Below are 21,744 nucleotides of genomic sequence, written 5' to 3' on the forward strand. Positions count from 1 at the left end.
GCTCGTCAAGCCAGCACCTCGTCGAACAGGCCTTGCATCGCCGCCCAGGAGCGGCGGTCGGCCCGCGCGTCGTAGAGCGCCGACTTCATGATCGAACCGTCGGCGGTCGGGTTGGTAAAGCCGTGCAGCGTGTTGCCGTAGCTGATCACTTGCCAGTCGGCAACCTTGCCGGCGCGCACCTCGTTCTCGAACGCCGCGACCTGGTCGGAAGGCGCCAACGGATCGTCGGCCCCGGTCAGGACCAGCACGCTCGCCCTCACCGCACCCGCCGCCGCAGGCTGCGTGGTCGAGAGCACGCCGTGGAAGCTGACGACGGCCTTGAGGTCGGCGCCGTCGCGCGCGAGCTCGAGCACGACCGTGCCGCCGAAGCAGAAGCCGAACGCCGCGCAACGGGTAGCATCGACCTCGGGCAATGCCGTGAGTGTCGCGAGCGCGGCACGGGCCCGTGCGCGGAGCGTGGCGGGATCGGAGCGCAAATGACCGATCAGCGTCATTGCCTGCTGCAGATCGGCGGCCTGCCGCCGCTCGCCGAACATGTCGGCGGCGAACGCCACATAGCCATGCTCGGCAAGCCTGCGTGCCCGCTCCATCGCGAAATCGCCGAGCCCGAGCCCCTCGTGGAATACCAGCACGCCGGGACGCTTTGCGCCGCGGTCCTTGAACGCAAGATAGCCGCGCAAATTGGCGTCGCCGGCGGCGTAGTCGATGTCGCTGGTGTGCATGCAATTCTCGTCAAGACAGCATCATCCGGAACACATCATGCGCGAGAGTTACGGAACTTCACACCGGTTTGAACGCAGGGCAAGGCCGCGTCGGAACGGTCGCGGCACGGCGAGATTAGCTCGGCACAACGACGAGAGGAGACCTTGCATGACACAGCTCAAGATGCGCGGCGCCATCGTTGGCGCAGCAGCCCTGCTCGCTACGACCTTGGCCGGCTCCGCGATGGCGCAGCAGACCATCGGTACCGCCGCGCGCTGCTCGAATGACGATCCCGATGCCCGATGCCAGACGATGACGCCCGGCACCACGCGCACCGCCTATCGCCACCACACCTATCGGCGGGACCGCGACTGGCAGGGCAGCTACAACCGCTATGACCCCGGCCCCGCCGGCGTCGCGGCCGGTGTGGTTGGCGGCGCGGTCGGCACGGCGGCTGCAATCGCGACCGCCCCGTTCGGCGGCCCCGATTATGCCCGCACCCCGATCGGCGGCGAGGAATATGCCCGGCAGAACGGCTTTGTCTGCACCCCCGGCACCTGGTTCCGCGGCGGCGACGGCCTGCGACATCCCTGCCAGTAGCTCAGGCGTACCGCTGATGCGCAAAAGGCGGCCTTCGGGCCGCCTTTTTGCCGCCTGGCCGGTGGGGGCGAAGGGTCGATCCGGATCTCCCGGGTTCTGGCCTTCAGGTTCTGGCCCCGGCGCACCAAGTCTGCTATGCGAGCGCGCAAATCATACCCATGTCGCCGGCTTAGCTCAGCGGTAGAGCAGCAGTTTTGTAAACTGAAGGTCGGGGGTTCAATCCCCTCAGCCGGCACCACCAGTTTAGCCGACACTACGCCCTTATCCGTATAAATCGCCACCGGGATTCCTGCCTGCCCGGACAGCTCCCGCGAGTCCGCGCCTAACCTTCTGAGCGAGCCCCTTCAGGAATAGTGCGGTCATGGTGCCCTTAACACCAATATGCATTTCATTGATTAAGCCGTCAGCCAGCGTATGAATCTCGATCTCCGCGAAATTCATGTCTTCGAACAGTTGAGCAATATCCGACTGGGCAACGACCATCAGGCGGCAACACTCTCTGGCGTGAGATTTTGCAGTAGAATTTTCAAGAAGTAGTTGAAGTTCACGGAGCGATGCTGAAACCCGAAAACCCTTGCGGATTGGCTCAATGCGTTTCGCCACGTCTCTGAGGCCCAACCGCCAAAGTGGGGCTGCAGCTCGTGCCATTGTTCGTCGGTAAGATCAGCTGCGGCTACAGCAAGCGTTTCGAGCGCATCTGCGGCCCACAGATTGCGCGGATCCGTCCGGAAATTTGACAACCAGTGTTCTGCGCCAAGCGGCGGTTCGTTCAAGTGATCCAGCGATCGATTCAACGCAATCGTCTTTGTCGTTCAAAATCATTTTCATTTTCTGTTGTTGATAGGTGTAAAGGCCGCCGCTCACGCGACGGTGGATGGCCGGATAACTCCGGTTGGGATGCAACGCAAAAAAATAGCCGGGCATTGCGTGCCGGGTTTGACTAGACCTGCTGAGCGGAACCTGGAGCGAGCGAAAAGATTGACTCGTCACGGAGGTTCCAATGACACGGAAGAATTGGACGCCACGTCGGTCGAGCGCAATTGATGCCATTACTGGTTCCGGCGCGGCACAGGTTCCCGCTCGGCGGCGCGACTCGGGCAGTCAGGCAAACGAAACCGTTGACGGGCTCGACGCTGACACCGAGTTGTTGCGACACGCGACAGAAGATACGCCGACCGGTGCTGCACCTGACGACGAAGAAGAGACGCCGGTCTTCGATCGGGCCGGTGCTGCGCCGAAAATCTGAGCGGGGAGACGCCGCCAACTGAGACGGCCTTTATCGTATGCCAGTGAGCATTACGGCGGCGAATAGCACCGCTCCAATGATCGCAAAGCCAAGACAGATGCGCGCTCGAACTGCATACGAATCAAGATTGGGATGCTCCATCATGCCAACCTCCTCCTGTGCATTACGCGAGAGGCAGTCAGTTAACGCGAGCGGGTGATATCGGGTTCCGGGAGGGTTCCAATAGCGAAACACCGTAGTCTTCCGGAATCCAACAATGTTGTTGAAAACTCTAACCTAGACCTTGCCGGGGCTAGCTTTTCATCCCGAACAGATTTTCGAAACTAAACCGGCAAGGGGCCGCGCGTGGAGCGGCCCCTTTCGATTCGCCCAATTGAGGCGCGGCCAGAAAGGCTCAACATGCAGCCGAAAATCAAAGAGCGTATCTGCCCGGCCTGCAATGGCACGGGCGTCCAGCCGATTACGCAGGCGGTGCAGCCGGGTCACAGAATCTATCCGGTCAAATGCGCGGCCTGCGAAGGTAAGGGCAAGATCAGGGACAACGCCAACTAAGGCGGCCCTGGGGGCTTAACGTTAGAGGAACCCGACTACATCAAGGGGATCGACAGGCTCAAGTTCTCTTGCGGCATGAGTTTCGCCATATGCGCGTTTGCAAGCATCCTTCCGAAGGACGGTAGCTCATTCGGCGAGTTCGCCGCTAACACACAATCGATTTTTGGTCTTCTGACCATCGTGTTGGTTTTCGTGCTTATGGGGCGATCCGCTTTGCGGCGGACGCAACAAAATCGAAAGTAGGCCACTCTCAAATTCAAACTAGGACACGGGGCTCAAATACAGACAGCACCCCGAGGGCGACGGGAACAGACCGCAAAACGAGAACGAATTGTGTACTGAAGGCCCAGCCCTACCGCCGCCGTGGCTTTGGCCGCCTCGCAGTTGTGGGATTCTCCGGTTCGGACCAAGCTCCAAAGCTAATAATGCCAGCGTTTTCCTGTCGGCTAAACTGTGTGGAGCACTCAGCCGGCACCAGTTTTTCACGAAATCAACGAGACGGGTCAGTTGACCGTGCCTCGGTACGGGATCCCTGACGTGGCTGCGTTGGAGCGCGGGGCGTTGGACAACCGGGTCGTGGAGGCTTGCACGCGCCGAAAACATCCCGCAAAATTGCGGCACAGGGAGCCACAAGCGGATTTCGGGCAGGCACCGGATGACGGAAAAGCAGTTGCGGGCGAGGACGTCGTTGCTGAAGGCAATGCTGCTGGTCTGCGCCCTGCTGATGGGCTACTCGGATCTGATCACCACCAACGAGATCTTGCAGCGGGGAATGGGCGAACTGAACCCGTTCATGTGGCTCACCCAGGAGTGGCTGGGTGAATGGTGGCTTATTGCCAAACTGGGCCTAACCTACCTCGTGATATGGTTGCTCTGGCACGGCAACAGCGAACGCCAAGTGGCTTATGTGGTCGCCCTTATCGCACTACCCGTCTACAACAATCTGTTCATCCTCGCGGGCGCCAATTGAGCTGACCTTGCGGTGATGCTGGCGAGCCGCCGTTAGCGCTGCCTGGCACAGTTGCCGAGACTTGCTGTTTCACAATGGACACTGCTTGGCGCGGTTCTGATGATGGACTGGTCCTACTATCTCGTCGGCGTTGCTGTGGTCCTGCTCCTGGTCGCCTATCGCCTGCATGGCGGGCTGTACAGGAAGGATACGCTGCGGAACGAGAGATTGAATCGACTGATCGATGAACGCGTCGATCGCCTGGATCTGAAGCGCGACAAGAAGCACGAGCCGTCCGAACTATGAAGACTGGTCAGCCACGCCTCGTCGCGCGCAGCTTCAGTCGGCCGAGATCGACCGTCGACCGCAGCAGCCCCGCCAGCTCGTAGGGGAATACGGCAGCTCCGAGCATGGCGAAGCGGGCTTTGACGCCGGCGAATTGACCGAAGCACGATTCTTCGACGCAGATGCCGGCGCGGTCCGCTGCTGCAAATCTCTTGATGATCCCGTGAATGCCGACCGTCCTGCCGCCGATGTTGCCTTCAAACCGAAGTGCCTGGGCATCGAGTCCTCCATCCAGATCTACACAGCTTGCGCCGCGCATTGTCCTTGATCCAAGCCGAGCATGTATTTGCGGCTCAATCAAAGAGCCTCAGTTGGATTACCCACAACGTTTAACGGAAGCCGTAGTCTTCCGGTTTCCACCAGATGCCTCGCATCACCGACGGCACTTGCGGGAACACGCAAGACAGCGGCGACTCATCGAACGAGCCTTGCTCGGCAGGCTCGCAAGCAAAGCAGGATGATGTCCGTCATCTAAGTGCGCTTTTACGAACCGCAACTTGTACACCTGCCACTGGAAGCCAGTGGCGGACAGCTCGCCAGTCAAGCTCCGCTGGTCTCAAGCGCGTCTCGGATGTCGGCGATCATCCGGCGTAGCAGGCCGATATCGACAGCCGTCGGGAACAGCCGGACGCCCTGTGCCTTGGCAGGAATCGTGGGATCATCCCCGTAGGATCACCCATCCCTTGCCTTGTTTCTGTCCTTGCAGCCCAAAACGCGGTATGCAGAATGTGGGATGGGACTCAGCCAATGACCTATTTGATCCTTGCCCGGGATGGCACCAGCCAAATCGTGCTGAAGCGCGACAGCGAAGACGCGGCCGAGAAGAAGGCGCGCGAGCTGAAGGAGATGGGTTGGTTCGAGGTCGAGGTCCGCGAGGACAAGGCCGGCCATCCGGTCGCGGCTACATCGACCGATCGGTCCAACACCCTTCAATAGCGCCTGCCCTTCAATGACGTCTTCCCTTGAATGACGTCCCTTGAATGACGTCTTGATGAACCTTTGCCGGACGGCCCTTACACATGTGTGAGGAGCCTACGATGTCCGACACAGCCCATTATCGTTTCCAGTCCGATCAGGCGCGACGGCTGGCCCGCCAGGTCACCGACGCCGCGGTGCGTGAAAAATTGCTCGAAATGGCCGAGGAGTATGGCCGCTACGCCGACCTGATCGAGGCCCGCGGCACCGAACCCGCACCTGTCGAGGCGATGGCTCACTAGGCAGAACCCGCCCGCTCCCGCCGGCACACCGGGCCGGTGGACTCGCGACTTGAGCTTTCAGGTCTGCTCCTGCCGCACTTTCTCAAGCTCGAGGCCAAACCGCGCGAAAGCACTTGAGGATTTGTTCGGAACATTATGCCCCCTTGGGCGATTTTCCCCGCATGTGGGTGCACGAAACCAACCGCAATTTGATGCTTCTGGGCGGCTTCACGCTGCTGAGCGTGGCCGCCGCCGGCATCGTCGCCGTGCTCGATCCGGCGCCCGCGCCGGCCAACGCCACGCCCCGGCCGGCCGCGAATCAGGCGCCGGTCCCAAGCCAGGCACCGGCCCAGACGGCGGTCCGGATCGTCGGTACCCCGTTCGTCCCGAACACCAATCCCCGTCAGCGCTAACCGTCCTCGCGCCCTGGCACGTCACAATTTTGTCACCGTGCCTGCAAAACAGGCGTCTTCGTCAACCATCATGATCGCGAGTGCTTGCTTCCGCGGGGTTGCTCTGATGCAATCCGCCCGCTCAAGGTGCGCCATGAAGTGGATGAAGGAACGCGATCTCCTGATCGCGCAGACAATGGCTTTCGTACAGTCGGTGAAGGGCAAGCTGCCCGACGCCGAGCTGCCGGCGCCTGCCCCGCGGACCGCCGTGCCGCCAGCGCCTGCCCCGCTGCCCGCCACCGCGGCCGTGGTCGAGGCAGCGTTTGAGGCAAAGCCAGTCTTTGAGACAAAGCCAGTCTTTGAGCCAAAGCCCGCCTTGGAGGCAAAGCCGGCCTTGGAGATCAAGCCTGCGGCAGAGGCCCAAAGGGTGGTCATGCCGCCGCCGCTTCCGGTGCCGACCGTGCTCGAGGGGCTGCCCCCCGCGCCGCCGCCTTTGACGGTGACCGTCGTCGAAGTCCCGCCGCCGCCGGCGCAGCCGCCGCAATTTGCCAAGCTCGACATCAGCGGCGACTTCGGATCCGAGGTGCGGGAGCGTGTTGCCAATTTCCGCGCGCAGCAGCAGCGTTTCCTCAGGGAGCGCGAGGAATACTGCACCACGACCATGGCCAAGGTCCGCGCCGCGATCCGCGACAACAGCGAGCTGCCGCGCTCCGGCAAGTAACCGCCTCCCTTTGATCTCCGAATCGTTCGCTGACCTTCAGCCGCGCGCGCCCGGTTTCACCGGCTCGCTCAGGAAGCGTCCGCTCGATCGCGCCAGCGTCGGCTCCTCCACAGCGTCAACGGCAGGCTGCTTGCCTTCCACCATCGATCGGAGGCCGGCCACGGCCTGGGTCATCCGTTCGGCGAATTTGGCCGCGGCGCCATCGAGGAACGCCCGGTCCTTCGGCTTCGGCTTGGCGATCCGCAGCTCGAAACGCGACGTTCCGTCTGGGCCGTCGAGAACGGCCCGGGTCATGATGATGCGCGGCGCTCCGGGCACCGGCAGCGTGATGCCGACCGTGAAGTAGTCGACCGGACGCCAGTCGAGCGTCTCCTCGACGTTGGTATGGTTGCCGTGCGCGCAATGATTTTTGGTGCCGACACCGCGTCGCCCCTTGCCTGACTCCTCGACGATGTCGTCGGCGTCCCACCATTTCCGCCATTGCCCGGGCACGGTGATGAACTCCCACACTGTCTGCCGCGGCGCGGCGATGTCGAACTCCAGTATCGCGTAGGCGTCTTCGCGCGTCACCTCCAGCCGCGTTTGCGCGTCGTCCTGCCGCCACGCCGCCTCGAGATCGCGCACCCACAGCGTCACATCGCCGATGATGTCGATGGTTTCCTGATGCGGGATCAGACCTTGTGCCACCGGGTCGACGCCCATGGCGCGGATCGCTGCGTCGCTGTAGAGCGCGTAGGCATGCCCGCCAACCTTCTCGCCAACCGTGTTCTTGAGCAGCCGGTGGACCAGAATGACGTCGCGCCCGGCGAGCTCTTCCCTGCCGCCCATCTTCTGCTTCACCATCTCGCCATGATGCACGACGAATTTGAAATCGAGATCGCCCATCGCGACGCAGGCCTTGCACTCGCAGGTCGAGGCCTGGCGAACGTCGCGCAGGCGCCGCCTGAACTTGAAATAGGCGCCCTCGATCGCGTCCTGCAGCAGCGAGCCGTCAATTGTCCCGGTCGAGTAGACGAACGCCGCGTCGCCCTCGAACTTGGCGAGGCGAAACGGCGGGCGCAGCCCTTTCACCACCACGTCCATGAAATCGGCGATGATGTCCTGCGCATGGTCAAGCTCGACCGCCGCGAGGAAGTTGGTATAGCCGGAAATATCGGCAATCGCGAAATATGCCGCTTCAGCCTTCGGAAGCATGGAGACCTCCCGCGTAACCTTTTCGTGCGATGACGCAGTCTGTCACACCGCGCCCTACGAGGTCGAGAGTGGCGACTCTTGTTCTGACGCGTTTTCTGAGCGCGAACCCGTATCCACTTCGCTTGAAAACGCTCTAGCCGCCGCCGATCTTCTCCAGCACCGGCAGCAGATGCTTCAAGAACTCGCCCGGGTTCTCGCTCATCGGGAAATGCCCGAGGCCCTTCATGATGGTGGCCTCACTGCCGGCAATGCTGTTCGCCACCGCCAGCGTCTCCTCCGGCGTGCAGGAATAGTCGTACTCGCCCGACAGCAGGAACAGCGGGCAGCGTCTGGTGTCGATCTCGGCGACGCGGGCGCGGATGTCGCCGTCGATCTTGTAGAAATAGAGATCGCCCTTGAACACGCCGGGGCCGCCCTGCATGTAGTGCCACAGTGTCTCCCACCGCTCTTTGCCGGGCGCGTCCGGTCCGACCAGGCCCGAGACGATGGCGGCCGCGACCTCGCCGCCATGCACGTCCGGCCGGTGCAGGAAGTTCAGGTCGTAATAGGGATCGACATGCGCGCCGGCCTGCAGGCCGATGATCGCGCGGAAGCGTTCGGGATGCTCGAGCGCGAGATGCAGCGCGATCCGGCCGCCGATCGAGCAGCCGATCACGATCGGCCGGTCGAGATCGAGCGCCTCCATCACGGCCAGGATCATCGCCGTGTATTGCGCCGAGGTGAGCTGGTACTCCTCGTCGTGCCAGCCCTGGGGCGGCGACGACTTGCCGTGCCAGGGCATGTCGAAGGCGATGACGCGATGGTTGCGCGTAACGCTGACATCGTTCATCAGGCCGCGATATTGCCGCCCGTCGGCGCCCGCGGTGTGCAGGCAGAGCAGCGGCGTGCCCGCGCCGGCCTCCTCGACATAGACGCGGTGCGCCCGGCCTGACAGTTCGAGATGCATGTAGCGGCCGGTGATCGGTTCGAATTTGGCGCTCATGCGGCGGCTCCCTCGCGGCGCAGCTTGCCGAGCGCCTCCTTGAAGTAACGCAGGTTCGCCATGAAGATCTGCAGCTCGCCCTCGGCCTTCAGCACGCGGCGCTTGATCAGTGCCATCAGGTCGTTGGAGCCCGGCGGCGGCCGCTTTTCACAGAACCGGTCCCATTCCTCGTCCGAGGTGCGCAGCGCAAAGGACGACGACGGCATCACGAACGGGCCCTTCGTCACCGCGACGATGCGGCCCTCATGGATCGCAATCAGCCAGGCGGCCTTGCCAATCTCGAGCAGGAATGTCGTGGTGACGTAACGGCCGCGCCGCACCAGCCCGGCGTCGCAATTGACCCGTTCCTTCAGCATCTCGATCATGACAGCTCCACCCCGATCGCGGCCCGTCCGCGCAGGCCGCGGCGGGCACTTGTTCTGCTGGCAATGATGGAAGGAATGGCCGGCCCGTCAATCGGTGCCGGGGTCGCGTGGCCACGGCGTTTTCGCGTGGGCCACTACATACAGGTTTTGGCCGGAGCCAAGTTTCCCTAAAGCCACGACCAGACCAGCGCCACGTTGGCGGCACAGGCTGCGAGCAGCACAACCGCAAGCGCGAGCTGCACGCGTTCGTAGGGGGGCTGGTGGATCGCTCTCATGGCTCGGAGCATCCGGCGATTCTACCCGGGGAGTCCCGGGGATTCTTTTTTCCGGGGTTTACCGCTCATTAAGGACTCAGGCCCCTCCGGCAAAAGGTCCGAAATGACTCATGTTTTCAGATGCTTGCCCGAATCTAGCTCACGGTTCCGTGATCGGAACGGCGATCTCGTGTGAAACCCGGGACGGGCCTTGGCGTTGTCGGTTGTTTGGGGAAACGACGAATGCCGTACGCGCTGTTCTATCAAGACGCCAAGCTGAGCAAGGCCTACCCGACCGAGGACGACGTCTGGAAGCTTGCCCGGAAGTCGGGCCTGGTGGTGGATACCGTCTCCGAGGAGGAGAAGTCCTCGCTCCGCCCGGTGCTGGACAATGACTACGAAATCCGGCCGTGCCAGCCCGAGCCGAACGAGGACCCGGTCAAGAACAAGGCCGATGCCGATCGCGAAGCGCGTCTGGAGCCGCGGTTGAACTGAGGGACAGTGGGTCGTCCGGTGCGCCTAGGCGGACCGGATGCCGATGCGGCCGTCGTGCTGCCGTTACGGCGTCGCCGTCGCCAGCGACGCCTGTTCGGCGGCGAGCGAGACGCAGATTTTCCGCCGATGCAGACCGCGGATCGACCCGGTCACCTTGAGCACCTTGCCGGCCGTGCAGGAGGCGTCCTGCACGAACACGACCTCGTAAGGCGCAAGCGCCAAGGGTTCGGATTTGAGGATGGTCTGGGCAAAGCACGGCACGGAGACCGCAGAGATGATCAGCCCTAACGCAAAGCTACGCATGTTCGTTTGTCCACCAGCCCGGCGATCCCACAATAGCGCATCACGATGAAAGTTCCGTGCAATGCAGGAATTATTTTTTGCATTGCACGGGCTGAACATCGGGTGAATGTGGGAGCGCGGGTACGCGGCAGGCCAACGAAAAAGGCCGACCCGAAGGCCGGCCTTTCGATCTCGATGATACGATGACGGATCAGTAGCGGGAGCCCACCGGACCGCCCCAGCCGAAGCGGTAGTTGACCCCGAGCTTGACGGTATGTTCGTCGTTCCGGAAGCTCGCGCCGACAATGTCGGCCGGACCGCTGGTGAAGGTGGTCTTGCCGAAATTGTAATACTGGTACTCGGCCTTCGCCGACCAGTTCGGGGCGAACATGTATTCGAGGCCCGCGCCGACCGTGTAGCCGTCCTTGTGACCGCCATCGGTGGTGAAGGCTGCCGGCACGCCGCCGACCGACGCCGTGATGTTGTTGTTGTCGCGCCAGGCGTAACCGCCCTTGGCGTAGAGTAGCGCCGGACCCCAGGTGTAGCCGAGGCGGCCGGTCACCGAACCGAGCTGGTCGGTATTGCCGGTCACGACCGTTCCGGCAGGGAACGTCAGGCCATTGTTCGAGGAGCTCGGCAGCCAGGAGTACTGCGCCTCGATGCCCATCACCCAGTTGGGCGCGAACTGATAGTCGAAGCCGCCCTGCACGCCACCCATGAAGCGCGCGTCGCTGCCCATCAGATTGGTGCCGTCGGTGAACGCGCCGCCGACATGGCCGCCGATATAGAAGCCGGTCCAGTTGTAGACGAGCGCCGGGGCGGTATAGGGCGGCGGTGCCTTGGTATAGGTGCGGGCCGGCATGTCAGCCGCAAATGCCGGGCCCGCAAGGGCGGCCAGCGCGACTGTGCCGAGCAAAAACCTCTTCATCTCTGATCCCCGTTACGAACGCTGCGCTGTTAAGCCAAACAACGTGACGCCAATTAGGTTGCTTTGGGGCAATGCCTGACCTGTGATGTTTCCGAGCTGTGACAGGGTCGCAACAACGCCCGTTTGTTCCTTGCCACAGAAGGTTTTTTCACCGGTTAAGCAGCCGCATTTCGGCTGTATGTAAGTCGCAAACAGCTAAGTTGAAGTTCAGCGCTCCCCGAAAAGTGATCGGAGTTCGCTAACGAGTTGATCAGGCCTGCGGCTGCGACGACCCGCCGCGTCCCAAAGCGCGATCAGATCGCGCCTTGGCTCCTTGTCTGGGCATGATCTCCGCGCAAACGCTACGCGTTTGTCGCGAGGGAACGCTTCGCACTTTTCCGGATCATGCCTAGCGCGACATTTTTTCCAGATCGGGAAATGCCGCGTAGGACGCGCCGGCACAGGCCTCGGCGGCATTGTCGAGGATGCGGTCGAGCCGGCCGTCGACGAACAGGACGCCGCGCTCCCGGGCCGGGCGGTAATTGCCGTCGGTATCCTTCGCGCTGTAGCGCAGGCACACCACGTAGCGCAGCCGGCCGCCGACCGTGCGCTGCACCGGCTCGGCGATCCCGGCTTCGCGGACCCCAACCGGATTGTTCAGGTACGTCCGCATGAAGGCCAGGATCTGGTCGCGGTACCGGTCCGGAAACGGCTGGTTGGCGACGCCGCGATCGTCGGTAAAGGTGGTCGAGCCGCCGCCGTCATCGCTGGTGAGGCAGCCGGCAAGCGGCATCGAGAGCAGCAGGATCGCCGCCAGTTTTGATGAAGTCCGCAAACGACGCTGTTTCATGGGTCCCCGGCCGGGTCTCATAAACCGCCAGGCGGGGAATTCGCAACTCGGTTGTTCCTGCCGAGCCGGCGCCCAGCCTCGCAACCGAAGCCCCGACGCACTCCGGCCCGCCGCCATTGGGGAAGCAATGGACGGACGGGCCGGTTCTGCATCCCAAGGGCGCAGCGGGGCAATGTGGATCGAACGACGCCCTTCGGATCAGGCTCAGCCGCGCTTGATCAGCCGCGCTTGGCCGGCGCGACGTGCTTGGTCGCGACCTTCGCATGGATGTGCTTGGTCGCATGCTTCGGCGCCTTCACCTTCAGCATGCCCATGTGCTTGTGGTGGCGGTGATGGCGATAGTGCTTGTGGTGCATCGTGGCGTTGGCGTTGCGCACCTTCGACGGCAGCTGCTCGCTCTTGATGACGGGGGCGGCCTTGGTCGCCGGGGCGGTCGTGGTCGCCGGCGCGGGAGCAGCAGTCTTGCCGGCCTCGGCGGCGAGCGCGGGCGCTGCGATCACGGACATGGCGAGCAGCGCGGCGGAAATCGTCTTCAGCATGGTGGTCTCCTCTGCGGGATCGAGAGGTCTCCGGCCGGATGGTCGGCCTCACCGATCAATGCACGTGACCTTATGGGCCGCGCACTGAACCCGTTCTGAAGGACGCTGACGGTATTCATTCATGTGAATGACATCTTGGTCATGTTGGCCGCCCCTGCCGGCCGATTGCGAGGATCACCCAATCGTGGGACCGGGCGGGAATGTTCTGCACCCTCGGGTGTTCAAGTTATCAGGCTTGGGTGTAGGATTACCGAGCACGATCAGGAACGATCAGGAGCAACCAGGAATGAGCAAGTCGCCGAAGTTTCTTTGGAAGTTTTTGGGCCTCGCAGTGCTCTCGATGACCCTCGCCGCCGGGCCGGTCATCTCGGCCTACGCCGCAGGCGGCGAAAATCCCTCCCCGCCGGCTTCCGACAGCGGCAGCAAGGGCAAGAAGGCGAAGAAGGACAAGAGCTCCGCGATCGACGATCAGAAGTTCCTGGCCGGCTATCACGCGGCCTATGCCACGATTTACGACAAGCACGACTATACCGCCGCGATCGAGCAGCTGAAGGCGCTCGGCCAGGACGACCGTGCCGACGTCGCCAACCTGATCGGCTATTCCTATCGCAAGCTCGGCGACTACAAGGTCTCGCAGGTCTGGTACGAGCGCGCGCTCAAGGCCGACCCGGCCCATGTGCGCACCTGGCAGTATTACGGCCTCTGGCAGGTCGAACAGGGCAACCGCGATCAGGCGCAATACCACTTGAACCGCATCGCCCAGCTCGCCGGCACCAACAGCGACGAATATCGTTCGCTCGCCGCAGCGCTGGAGAAGCCGCCGGGCACCGGACTGGTCTACTGAGCCAAGCCACGCGATCAATCGGGCCGGCGCCGTCACGACGACAGCGCCGGCCGTTTGCTACGTAGCATCGGCAGAGCGAAGCGACTACGGATGCGGCAACTCGGCGGTGCGCGCCGCATAGGCATCGAGCACGTCATCGGCGCTGTAGGCCGCGCGCGCCGCGAAATCATCACGCAGGCCGAGCTTCGCCGACGTCCTGAGCCGCGCGGCGGTTGCTTCGGTCATGATCGGCTGCAGGCCGATCTCGCGCAGCCCCTCCGCGACGCCATCCATCTCGACCGCGCGGCGCTCGGCGTGCAGCACGTCGGTGCGCACGCACATGTCGACGAATTTGCTGTAGCGCGTCGCATCCATCGGTTCGCAAATGCCACGCAGCGCCTCGCTGCGCACGCCCGCCAGCGAGGCGGCGGTCAGCGCCTCCACGATCAGCGCCTCCATGCCCTTGGTCACCACGCTGCGCAGCATCTTCACCGCCGCGGCGGTGCCAGCCTCCAGGCCAGCGAGCTCGACGGTGAAGCCCAACGGCGCAAACAATTCGGCGAAGCGCGCGGCGCCATCGCCTGAGCAGTACAGCGGCACCGCCGCGCCATAGATGCTGACCGCGCCCATCAGGTTGGCATCGACGAAGGCACCGCCGTTCGCCGCAACGGCATCGCCGGTCAGCCGCTTGGCCTTGGGCGTCGACGCGTTGACGTCGACCACCAGCATCCCCGGCCGGACCAACGCGGCAATCGATTGGCCGACCGGTATGGCGGTCGCGACCACGACCGCGGAGAACACGATGTCGGCGCGCGCCATTAACTCGCGAAGGCTATCCACCAGCTCGACTCCGTGCGCGGCGGCGATATTGCGGAACGCTTCCGAATACGGTGGATGATTGCTCCTTCCCTCGCAAAACACCAGCGGCGGTGTAACGCCCTTCCCCGCCAGGTGAGCCGCGAAGCACTGGGCCGCTTCTCCGAAACCGACAAAGCCGATTGTCTTTTGGGTCATGGCAACCCCACGCGTCACGCGATCGCACAGCTCCTGCGGAGCAAGAACCATGCCCGACACCGTCCTGCGGATCGTCGCGCCGTCATGAGGCCGCGGTGATCGCGAGCACCGGCCGGCGGCGGCCGAGGATGGCGAGCAGCACCAGCGCGCCGGCCGAACAGGCGATCGCGAGCTCGAGCACGGCGTTGCCGCCGAACCGCGTCAGCAGATAGGCGAGCGTCGGCGGCGACGCCGCCGAGATCAGGTTCAGCGGCAGCGCGATATGCGACGTCGCCTTGGCGAATTCGCTCTTGTCATAGAACGCCAGCGGGATGGTCGCGCGAGCGACCGCGAGCGCGCCGCTGCCAAGACCGTAGATCAGGATGAAAGCCGCAATCGCCCAATGGCTGCCGTGGCCGGCGATCAGGATCAGCATCGCGACCGGCAGCAGCGCGCCGGCGACCAGCCCCGTGGTGATGCCGTCCCAGCGGCGGCCGCCGAGGAAATCGATCGCGCGCGCCGATACCTGCACGATGCCGAGCGTCGAGCCGAACGCGATCGCCTCCGCCGCCGACAATCCCTGCGCCTTCAGGAGTTCCACCAGCACCGCGCTGAAGCCGAAACTGACGAACGCGTTCAGCGCAATCGCCGCCACCACCAGAAAAAACGTGCTCCTGGCCGGCGGCGGCGCGGCCAAACGGTGCGATGACGGCGCGGTTTCGGCGTCGTCGACCGAACGGCGCGGCAGCCCGAACGTGTAAAGCGGCAGGCAGACCAGCGGCATCGCAGCTGCATAGACCAGACAGGTCCCGTGCCAGCCGATCGCCGCTGTGAGGAACCCTGTCGTCGGCCAGAATATGCTGCTGGACAATCCGGTGACCAGCATCAGGGCGCCGATCGCGCCTTTCGCGTTCCGCCCGGCCACCTCATTCAGCATGATGTAGGCGGCCGTGCTCAGCGCGGCGCTGCCGGCGGCACCGAGGATTGCCGAAATACAGCACCGCCTCGCGGGCGCAGGCCAGCACGACGAAGCCGAGTGCGGCGACCGCGCTGCCGATCATCATGACACGCCGCGCGCCGACGCGTCGGAATGGCCCGGCGAGCAGCGGCCCGCACAGGCCCATTGTCACGTAGAAGGTCGAGGTGCCGGCAAACACCAGCGGGAGCGGGACCTGCAGATCGGCGGCAATCTGGTGGCCGGAGATGGCCGGCAGGCCGAGGGTCCCCCACCCGAACACTTGGGCGACGGCGAGGACGAGCAGAACGCTGGCGACCTGCCTGTCCATGCCCAGGACCCGTGCCCCGTCCGCCATTGCCATTCCCACCACCGCATTTCGACCCAAAAGGCTGGGTTAGCCGAACTGGCGTGACGGTATCATGACTGCGGCCGTCCGGCCCGACGCGGGCCCGGTGGCATCCCCGGGGATTACCGATAATGAGGGATTACGGATAATGCTCGAGCCGCCGGTCGGGCTTCTGCCGGTGGCTCGCGCCGACCGTAGTGCCGGGGGTTGCCGGGTCCGGCCCGGCCGGACGCGCGGCCTTTTCGACCGGCGCACCGCTGTCGCCGGTCTTCTTGCCGATGTTCAGCGCCTGGCCGGTGGTGGCGACATTGGCGGCAGCCTGCCCGGCCCCCGCCGAACCGGCCGAGGGCCCGGAGCTCTGCGCCAACACGGTCCCCGACAGCACCAATGCCGCCATCAGTATTGCCGCGTTGACTGTCATGGAGGGGACCTTCTGCGCACGAATGATGCACAGCAACGCGCCGCTGCCACGGACGTTCCCCCGGGGCCATCATTTAAGGTAAATACAAGGCGAATTCCCACGCCCCTGCCACGCCTCGGGCAGGTGCGGCTCAATCAGCCATGTGCCGCCGTCGGGCTGCGCAGCGCCGCCTCGCGATACTCGGCCCATGCCTGCCGCAGGATTTGCACCGACGAGGTAAGGAATATCATCGCCATCACCGCGGCGACCGCGAGATCGGGCCAGGCGGTGGCCGTTCCCCACACGCCGAGCGCGGCCACCATCACAATGAGATTTCCGATCGCATCGTTGCGCGAGCAAAGCCAGACCGAGCGGACATTGGCATCACCGTTCTTGTAGGGCAGCAGCAGCAGAACGGACGACAGATTCGCCGCAAGCGCCAACGTCCCTATCGCGCCCATCACCTCGGCCTTCGGCACACCGAGAATAAGAGTCTGGTAGACGGTCGAGCCGACCACCCAGAGCGCCATCAGGCTCAGCGAAGCGCCCTTCAGCAGCGCCGCCGACGCACGCATCCGCAGGCTTGCGCCGATCACCGCAAGGCTCAGTCCGTAGGTGACGGTATCGGCGAGGAAGTCGAGCGCATCCGCCTTGAGCGCCTGCGATCCGGCAAGCTGACCCGCGATCATCTCGGTCAGGAACATCGCGCCATTGATGGCAATGACGGTCCAGAGCACGCGCTTGTAGCGCGGATCGAGGCCGTCAAACACCAGAACGCCGCCCGAGCAGCCGCACGCATCAGCCGTGAGGTTACGATCCAACGCCGACGCGCCCGCCTTCTTCGGCAACCTCAGCGGCGGTGGCGCACAGCATTCGGACGTCTTCTGCTCGCAGCAGTCGCTCATGGCTTGTCCTTCCAGACCACAGGATAAATCCACCCGTGCTACGCATTCAAGCCGATCCGCTTGGAACAGCTCTGCTTTGACGATCACGTCTTGCGCTCGTTGCTGCTGCCGGCTGCGTTTCAGCCGACAGCCCATCGCGCGCGGAGCGACGATACGGGTGTCACCTCACTTCGCCTTCTGGATCGCGGTGACGGTGTAGCCGCCGTCGCCCTCCTGGGCTTCGAACTTGACCTTGTCGCCGACCTTGACCTGCTTGAGCAGCGCGGGATCCTTGACCCGGTAGACCATCGTCATCGGCTCATCCATGCCGAGGCTCTTGGCGGGGCCGTGCTTGAGCGTGATCTTGCCCGCGCTCTCGTCGATCTTCTTGACCTCGCCGTTGATGGCTGCGGCCTGCGCGAAAGCGCCGCCGAATGTCAGCGCCAGCGCAGCTGCGGCTGCAATCCGGATCATCCTGTTCATCGTTGTCGTCCTTTCTCTCGTTGCTTGTTTCATTTCACGATGACGCGGCCGGTCATCCCGTAGTCGCGGTGATCGGGGATCAGGCAGGAATATTCGAATGTCCCCGCCTTGGTGAACTTCCAGACGATCTCCGCGGTCTTCTTCGGCGCGAGGCGGACGCCGTTCGGATCGTCATGCTCCATGTGCGGATGCTTCTTCATCACTTCGGCATGCTTCAGATTCTCCTCGGTGGTCGCGAGCAGGAATTCGTGATCCTCGGTGCCGGCATTCTTGATCACGAAGCGGATCTGTTCGCCGCGCTTGACCTCGATGCGGAACGGCGTGAACTCCATCTCCTTCATCTCGACCTCGACCGTGCGCGACGGCTTGCTCGGATCACCGGGCTCGCCGGCCGAATAGGATTGGTGACCGTGTTTTTCGTGACCGCGCGACGGCATCGCGGTGATCGACAGCGCAACGAGCGCGATGACGGTATTGGTGAGATTTTTCAATGGACTCTCCATTTTGAGTTTGATGCTTGCTTTTCGTGGGACGTCGCGTCGATCCGCTACATCTTCATTCCCTTCATCGATGGCTTGGCTTTTCGTTCGGGAGAAGCCGGCGACTGACGCGCGGGCTCGGCTGTGGGCGCGTCGACCTCATAGGCAACGGTGCCCGGCGGATAGTTGTACGGACCGGGATCGGCGTAATCGTTGCGGCCGAGCCCCTCGCGGATCTTCATCACCGTGAACATGCCGCCCATCTCGATCGGCCCGAACGGCCCCGTTCCGGTCATCATCGGTAGCGTGTTGTCGGGCGCCGGCATCTCCATGTTGCCCATCGCCATGCCGGTCGATCCCATTACCATGGCGTCGGGCGCGAGCTTGCCGACCGCCTTGGCCAGATCCTGACGCGACACGCCGATGAAATTGCGCACGTCGTGGCCCATCGCGTTCATGGTGTGGTGCGACTTGTGGCAGTGGAACGCCCAGTCGCCCGGATTGTCGGCAAGCATGTCGAACGCCCTGACGGCGCCGACCGGCACGTCGGTCGTGGTCTCCGGATATTGCGCGCTCTGCGGCACCCAGCCGCCGTCGGTGCAGGCCACCGCGAAATTGTGCCCGTGCACATGGATCGGATGGTTGGTCATGGTCAGATTGCCGATCCGCACGCGGATCCGGTCTCCAAGCCGGATCGGCATCGGATCGATGCCGGGATAGACGCGGCTGTTCCAGGTCCACATGTTGAAATCGGTCATCTCGTTGACCTTCGGCAGATAGGTGCCGGGATCGATCAGGTAGCTGCTCATGATGAAGACGAAGTCGCGGTCGACCGGACGAAACGCCGGATCGCGCGGGTGCACGATGAACATGCCCATCATGCCCATCGCCATCTGCACCATCTCGTCGGAATGCGGGTGGTACATGAAGGTCCCGCTGTGCTTCAGCTCGAACTCGTAGACGAAGGTCTTGCCCGGCTTGATGTGCGGCTGGTTGAGGCCGCCGACGCCGTCCATGCCTGACGGCACGATCATGCCGTGCCAGTGCACCGTGGTATGTTCAGGCAATTTGTTGGTGACGAAGATGCGGACCTTGTCGCCTTCAACCGCCTCGATCGTCGGTCCCGGCGCCTGGCCGTTATAGCCCCAGAGATTGGCCTTCATGCCGTCAGCGAATTCGCGCACCACCGGCTCGGCGACGAGATGGAATTCCTTCCAATCGCCGTTCATCCGCCACGGCAGCGACCAGCCGTTGAGCGTCACCACAGGCCGGTAATCGGGCCCGCTCGACGGGTACAGCGGCGGCTGCATCACCGCTCTGTCCATGGTCGGCGCCTCCGGAATCGCGGCAGCCTGAACGCGGCCGCTGACCGCGCTTGCCGTGACCAGCGCCGCACTGCCCAAAAACCCTCGACGTGAAAACATCTACGTCTCCTCTCAATGATCGCCGGCCGCAGGTGCGGTCGAGGCGATGGCGGATGGTGTCGATGGCGCGGCCGCCGGGCCGCCGCCGTTGATCGCGGTCTGCAGGTCGGATTGCGCCAGCCAGAAGTCGCGTTTGGCGTCGATCGCTGCGCGCAGCGAGCCAAGCCGTTGCCGCGCTTCGGTCAGCAGCGCGAACACGTCGACCTGCATGCTGGAGAAGCGCAGCTGCATCTCCTCGGTGATGATCTGCCGCAGCGGCAGCACCTCGCGCTGGTAGTGGCTCGCGATGTCGTAGGTCGAGCGGTAGGCGCGGTAGGCGTCGCGCGCCTCGGAGCGGACATTGATCGCCTTCTCGGTCAGGCGGTTCATGGCCTGCCGGTAGGTCTCGGCCGCCTGACGCACCCGCACCTCGCCGCCGTCGAAGATCGGAATCTGGAACTGGACGTCGAAGCCGCGCTCCCTGAACGGCGGGCCCTCAGGATCGCGCGTCCGCCTGTCGATGCCGGCGACATCGAGCAGCGTGACGAAGCGCGTCGCCTCGGTGAGATCGAGCGCCTTGGCGAGCGCGACAATCTCCATCCGTGCGATCTGCAAATCGACGCGATGACCGACCGCGGCGACCTCGATCGACGGCTGTTCCAGTGGCTGCTTCGGCAGCAATGGCAACTTGCTGGGGAGTCGGAAGCCGAGATCGCCGTCCCAGAGCCCGAGCAGGCGCGCGAGCCGCTCGCGCGAACTTGCCGCGTTCTGCCGCGCGCTGGCGAGGTCGGCCGTGATCTCGGCGTAGAACACCTGCTCGCGGGCCTGGTCGAGCTTGTTCATGCCGCCGGTCTCGCCGAGTTTCTTGGCGAGCTGCGCGGTCGATTCGGCAGTCGCCTTCGCATCCGTCAGCAGCGCGACCGTCTCGTTCGCGGCCACAACAGCGACATGGCCGCGCCGCACCTCGGCGGCGAGCCGCAGGGTGGCGAGCGCGGCCTTGAGCTGCGCCTGCCGAAAGCGCTCGCGTGCGATCTCCGAGCGCGCCGGCAGCGTCGCCAGCGCCAGGATGTCGCCGACCACCTGCCGCTCGACCTCGCTGGCGCCGTTGCCGGTGATGCGCGAGACAGAGAAGGTCGGGTTCGGCGGCAGGCTGTCGGCGACGAGATCCGTCTCCGCCAGCGCCAGCTCGTTATAGGCGGCCTGCAAACCCTTGTTGTTCAGCAGCGCGACCTGCACGGCGGCATCCGCCGTCAGGTTGCGCGCCAGCAGCCGCTTCACCGCGGCGTCGACGGTCGTGGCTTCGTCTTTGGTGCGAACGAAGGCGATGTCCTTGCCGATCGCCTGCTCGGTGACCTCGGAGACGACGCCCATGCCGCCGTCGGGCGAGAACGAGGCGCATCCCGCGAGCGCGGATGTCAGCAGCAGGATCGGCGCGATGGCCAGATGTCGCATAGCGCCCTCCTACCGGTTCGAATTGTGATCAGATTTGGTTTGCGGCGTCACGCCGTCGTTGCGCTCGCGCCAGGGCAGCGGCGTCGCCGGACGCAGGCTGCTGTAGGGGGCGATCGTCGAGCGGTAGCCGACGCTGGTGCTGCCCGCCGACGGGTTTGCCGGATCGCCTGCGGCGGCAAGCGGCCGGCCGTCGGCCATGCAGCCGGCAAGCGGCGCGGCCGCGAGGATGGCGGCGGCGATCCGCGACACGAATGTGGGCGGCGCGCGCCGGCCAAGCCGGTTGCCAAGTCTGTTGCCAAGTCTGTTGCCAAGTCTGTTGGCCACGGCAGCGAGTCTCGCCCCGAAATGCGAAAACATGGATCTGTCCCGATCGTCAGATGAATGAAGGCATGCGCACGCGAGCGCGCGGCGCAGCCACGATGTCAGCTGAGGATCAGGCGATGGGGGGACGATAGAGCCGCGCGGGCGCCTCGCTGTGCAGGCTCTGAAGAGCCTCGGCGAGACGGGTCACGATCGGGTGCAAGGGAGCAGTGACGGACGGAAGATCGGCCGGCAGCGCCGACACGCACATCATCGCGCAGCACGGTCCCGGCGCGTTCTTGCCGTCGTGGCTGTGCTTCAACGGTGGTTCAGCGCCATCGGCATGATGCATATGCATGCCGCCATGATCGTGGGCGGCATGATCGTGCGCGGCGCCATCCGCATGCGCTATCGAGGTATGATGCACCTGCACTGCTGCCGGCTGGACCTCATCGGTCAGGCACGGAAACGGCGCCCCGAATGCAAGCGCGACGGACGGCGCGAGGACGCAGAACAGATAGGCCAGGATGATTGAACATCCCGCCCGCACCCGCCCTGACCTCGTCAACCGCACCAACACCTGTGTGATCGCCCCGAACTCGCCCCGCCCGCACCCCGACTGCAAATCAGTTGGCCGCGAACCGACATCCTA

At 64.1% G+C, this 21,744-nt stretch carries 30 protein-coding genes, 1 tRNA gene and 1 pseudogene; 12 read left to right on the forward strand and 20 right to left on the reverse strand.

The window, feature by feature from the left end:
• Nucleotides 1–5 precede the first annotated feature (5 nt).
• Nucleotides 6–722: a dienelactone hydrolase family protein gene (locus AC066Y_RS31235; RefSeq protein WP_478277217.1), complete on the reverse strand. Its 717-nt coding sequence runs from the start codon at nt 720–722 to the stop codon at nt 6–8.
• A gap of 148 nt (nt 723–870) precedes the next feature.
• On the opposite strand from AC066Y_RS31235, the gene AC066Y_RS31240 reads away from it, so the two are divergent.
• Complete coding sequence (locus AC066Y_RS31240; RefSeq protein ID WP_478277218.1) at nt 871–1,302, forward strand: hypothetical protein; 432 nt, start codon at nt 871–873, stop codon at nt 1,300–1,302.
• 163 nt (nt 1,303–1,465) lie between these two features.
• A tRNA-Thr gene (locus tag AC066Y_RS31245) sits at nt 1,466–1,540 on the forward strand.
• 23 nt (nt 1,541–1,563) lie between these two features.
• Here the strand turns inward: AC066Y_RS31245 and AC066Y_RS31250 are convergent.
• Complete coding sequence (locus tag AC066Y_RS31250; protein WP_478277219.1) at nt 1,564–1,905, reverse strand: hypothetical protein; 342 nt, start codon at nt 1,903–1,905, stop codon at nt 1,564–1,566.
• A 397-nt stretch (nt 1,906–2,302) separates the two neighbouring features.
• Between AC066Y_RS31250 and AC066Y_RS31255 the strand changes: the two genes are divergently transcribed.
• From AC066Y_RS31255 to AC066Y_RS31270, 4 genes are all read left to right on the forward strand, one after another.
• Complete coding sequence (locus AC066Y_RS31255; protein WP_456722462.1) at nt 2,303–2,548, forward strand: hypothetical protein; 246 nt, start codon at nt 2,303–2,305, stop codon at nt 2,546–2,548.
• 399 nt (nt 2,549–2,947) lie between these two features.
• Nucleotides 2,948–3,100, forward strand: a complete 153-nt coding sequence (locus tag AC066Y_RS31260; protein ID WP_478277220.1) for a zinc finger domain-containing protein — start codon at nt 2,948–2,950, stop codon at nt 3,098–3,100.
• Nucleotides 3,101–3,755: 655 nt separating this feature from the next.
• The gene (locus AC066Y_RS31265) at nt 3,756–4,070 is read left to right on the forward strand and encodes a DUF5658 family protein (RefSeq protein WP_478277221.1); all 315 of its coding nucleotides are present in this window, start codon (nt 3,756–3,758) and stop codon (nt 4,068–4,070) included.
• Between the two features lie 99 nt (nt 4,071–4,169).
• Nucleotides 4,170–4,355 (forward strand): hypothetical protein, encoded by a 186-nt coding sequence (locus AC066Y_RS31270; protein ID WP_478277222.1) that lies wholly within the window; start codon nt 4,170–4,172, stop codon nt 4,353–4,355.
• 7 nt (nt 4,356–4,362) lie between these two features.
• Here the strand turns inward: AC066Y_RS31270 and AC066Y_RS31275 are convergent, their stop codons facing one another.
• Nucleotides 4,363–4,653, reverse strand: coding sequence for a hypothetical protein (locus AC066Y_RS31275; protein WP_478277223.1), 291 nt, complete (start codon nt 4,651–4,653; stop codon nt 4,363–4,365).
• 488 nt (nt 4,654–5,141) lie between these two features.
• Here AC066Y_RS31275 and AC066Y_RS31280 point away from each other — a divergent pair, with 488 nt between their 5' ends.
• The 4 genes from AC066Y_RS31280 (at nt 5,142) to AC066Y_RS31295 (ending at nt 6,703) form a co-directional block, all read left to right on the forward strand.
• Nucleotides 5,142–5,330 (forward strand): hypothetical protein, encoded by a 189-nt coding sequence (locus AC066Y_RS31280; RefSeq protein WP_478277224.1) that lies wholly within the window; start codon nt 5,142–5,144, stop codon nt 5,328–5,330.
• A gap of 101 nt (nt 5,331–5,431) precedes the next feature.
• A complete protein-coding gene (locus AC066Y_RS31285) occupies nt 5,432–5,611 on the forward strand; it encodes a hypothetical protein (protein ID WP_092115094.1) in 180 nt (59 codons plus the stop codon).
• 143 nt (nt 5,612–5,754) lie between these two features.
• Nucleotides 5,755–6,003 carry a hypothetical protein gene (locus tag AC066Y_RS31290; RefSeq protein ID WP_478277225.1) on the forward strand — a complete coding sequence of 83 codons (249 nt, stop codon included), beginning with the start codon at nt 5,755–5,757 and terminating at the stop codon, nt 6,001–6,003.
• A gap of 133 nt (nt 6,004–6,136) precedes the next feature.
• A complete protein-coding gene (locus AC066Y_RS31295; RefSeq protein ID WP_478277226.1) occupies nt 6,137–6,703 on the forward strand; it encodes a hypothetical protein in 567 nt (188 codons plus the stop codon).
• Between the two features lie 36 nt (nt 6,704–6,739).
• Here AC066Y_RS31295 and AC066Y_RS31300 read toward each other — a convergent pair whose 3' ends face one another.
• The 3 genes from AC066Y_RS31300 to AC066Y_RS31310 all read right to left on the reverse strand — a co-directional run bounded on the left by AC066Y_RS31300 (nt 6,740) and on the right by AC066Y_RS31310 (nt 9,244).
• Complete coding sequence (locus AC066Y_RS31300; protein ID WP_478277227.1) at nt 6,740–7,897, reverse strand: DUF2652 domain-containing protein; 1,158 nt, start codon at nt 7,895–7,897, stop codon at nt 6,740–6,742.
• Between the two features lie 133 nt (nt 7,898–8,030).
• Complete coding sequence (locus AC066Y_RS31305; RefSeq protein WP_478277228.1) at nt 8,031–8,879, reverse strand: alpha/beta fold hydrolase; 849 nt, start codon at nt 8,877–8,879, stop codon at nt 8,031–8,033.
• Nucleotides 8,876–9,244, reverse strand: a complete 369-nt coding sequence (locus AC066Y_RS31310) for a hypothetical protein (protein ID WP_478277229.1) — start codon at nt 9,242–9,244, stop codon at nt 8,876–8,878. The genes AC066Y_RS31305 and AC066Y_RS31310 overlap by 4 nt, the downstream gene beginning before the upstream one ends.
• 497 nt (nt 9,245–9,741) lie before the next feature.
• Between AC066Y_RS31310 and AC066Y_RS31315 the strand changes: the two genes are divergently transcribed.
• Nucleotides 9,742–9,993, forward strand: a complete 252-nt coding sequence (locus AC066Y_RS31315; RefSeq protein WP_478277230.1) for a hypothetical protein — start codon at nt 9,742–9,744, stop codon at nt 9,991–9,993.
• Between the two features lie 63 nt (nt 9,994–10,056).
• Here the strand turns inward: AC066Y_RS31315 and AC066Y_RS31320 are convergent, their stop codons facing one another.
• From AC066Y_RS31320 to AC066Y_RS31335, 4 genes are all read right to left on the reverse strand, one after another.
• Nucleotides 10,057–10,296, reverse strand: coding sequence for a DUF6719 family protein (locus AC066Y_RS31320; protein ID WP_050402822.1), 240 nt, complete (start codon nt 10,294–10,296; stop codon nt 10,057–10,059).
• 190 nt (nt 10,297–10,486) lie between these two features.
• Nucleotides 10,487–11,203: an outer membrane protein gene (locus tag AC066Y_RS31325; RefSeq protein ID WP_478277231.1), complete on the reverse strand. Its 717-nt coding sequence runs from the start codon at nt 11,201–11,203 to the stop codon at nt 10,487–10,489.
• A 388-nt stretch (nt 11,204–11,591) separates the two neighbouring features.
• Nucleotides 11,592–12,032 carry a hypothetical protein gene (locus AC066Y_RS31330; protein ID WP_478277232.1) on the reverse strand — a complete coding sequence of 147 codons (441 nt, stop codon included), beginning with the start codon at nt 12,030–12,032 and terminating at the stop codon, nt 11,592–11,594.
• Nucleotides 12,033–12,250: 218 nt separating this feature from the next.
• Nucleotides 12,251–12,571 carry a His-rich protein BRANT gene (locus AC066Y_RS31335; protein ID WP_478277233.1) on the reverse strand — a complete coding sequence of 107 codons (321 nt, stop codon included), beginning with the start codon at nt 12,569–12,571 and terminating at the stop codon, nt 12,251–12,253.
• Between the two features lie 286 nt (nt 12,572–12,857).
• Between AC066Y_RS31335 and AC066Y_RS31340 the strand changes: the two genes are divergently transcribed.
• Nucleotides 12,858–13,415: a tetratricopeptide repeat protein gene (locus AC066Y_RS31340; protein WP_478277234.1), complete on the forward strand. Its 558-nt coding sequence runs from the start codon at nt 12,858–12,860 to the stop codon at nt 13,413–13,415.
• An 84-nt stretch (nt 13,416–13,499) separates the two neighbouring features.
• Here AC066Y_RS31340 and AC066Y_RS31345 read toward each other — a convergent pair whose 3' ends face one another.
• The 10 genes and pseudogenes from AC066Y_RS31345 to AC066Y_RS31390 form a co-directional block, all read right to left on the reverse strand.
• Nucleotides 13,500–14,408, reverse strand: coding sequence for an NAD(P)-dependent oxidoreductase (locus tag AC066Y_RS31345; RefSeq protein ID WP_478277235.1), 909 nt, complete (start codon nt 14,406–14,408; stop codon nt 13,500–13,502).
• A gap of 82 nt (nt 14,409–14,490) precedes the next feature.
• Nucleotides 14,491–15,700: pseudogene (locus AC066Y_RS31350) on the reverse strand (MFS transporter).
• A gap of 130 nt (nt 15,701–15,830) precedes the next feature.
• Nucleotides 15,831–16,112 carry a hypothetical protein gene (locus AC066Y_RS31355; RefSeq protein WP_478277236.1) on the reverse strand — a complete coding sequence of 94 codons (282 nt, stop codon included), beginning with the start codon at nt 16,110–16,112 and terminating at the stop codon, nt 15,831–15,833.
• A 134-nt stretch (nt 16,113–16,246) separates the two neighbouring features.
• Nucleotides 16,247–16,996 (reverse strand): cation efflux transmembrane domain-containing protein, encoded by a 750-nt coding sequence (locus AC066Y_RS31360; RefSeq protein WP_478277237.1) that lies wholly within the window; start codon nt 16,994–16,996, stop codon nt 16,247–16,249.
• A gap of 165 nt (nt 16,997–17,161) precedes the next feature.
• Nucleotides 17,162–17,458 carry a copper-binding protein gene (locus AC066Y_RS31365; RefSeq protein WP_478277238.1) on the reverse strand — a complete coding sequence of 99 codons (297 nt, stop codon included), beginning with the start codon at nt 17,456–17,458 and terminating at the stop codon, nt 17,162–17,164.
• Nucleotides 17,459–17,487: 29 nt separating this feature from the next.
• Nucleotides 17,488–17,961: a cupredoxin domain-containing protein gene (locus AC066Y_RS31370; protein ID WP_478277239.1), complete on the reverse strand. Its 474-nt coding sequence runs from the start codon at nt 17,959–17,961 to the stop codon at nt 17,488–17,490.
• 44 nt (nt 17,962–18,005) lie between these two features.
• On the reverse strand, nt 18,006–19,361 hold the full coding sequence (locus AC066Y_RS31375) for a multicopper oxidase family protein (protein WP_478277240.1): 1,356 nt from the start codon (nt 19,359–19,361) through the stop codon (nt 18,006–18,008).
• A gap of 12 nt (nt 19,362–19,373) precedes the next feature.
• Complete coding sequence (locus tag AC066Y_RS31380) at nt 19,374–20,792, reverse strand: TolC family protein (protein WP_478277241.1); 1,419 nt, start codon at nt 20,790–20,792, stop codon at nt 19,374–19,376.
• A 9-nt stretch (nt 20,793–20,801) separates the two neighbouring features.
• On the reverse strand, nt 20,802–21,116 hold the full coding sequence (locus AC066Y_RS31385; protein ID WP_478277242.1) for a hypothetical protein: 315 nt from the start codon (nt 21,114–21,116) through the stop codon (nt 20,802–20,804).
• A gap of 109 nt (nt 21,117–21,225) precedes the next feature.
• Nucleotides 21,226–21,666: a hypothetical protein gene (locus tag AC066Y_RS31390; RefSeq protein WP_478277303.1), complete on the reverse strand. Its 441-nt coding sequence runs from the start codon at nt 21,664–21,666 to the stop codon at nt 21,226–21,228.
• Between the last annotated feature and the right edge of the window lie 78 nt (nt 21,667–21,744).

Source organism: Bradyrhizobium sp. USDA3010 (assembly GCF_056429065.1).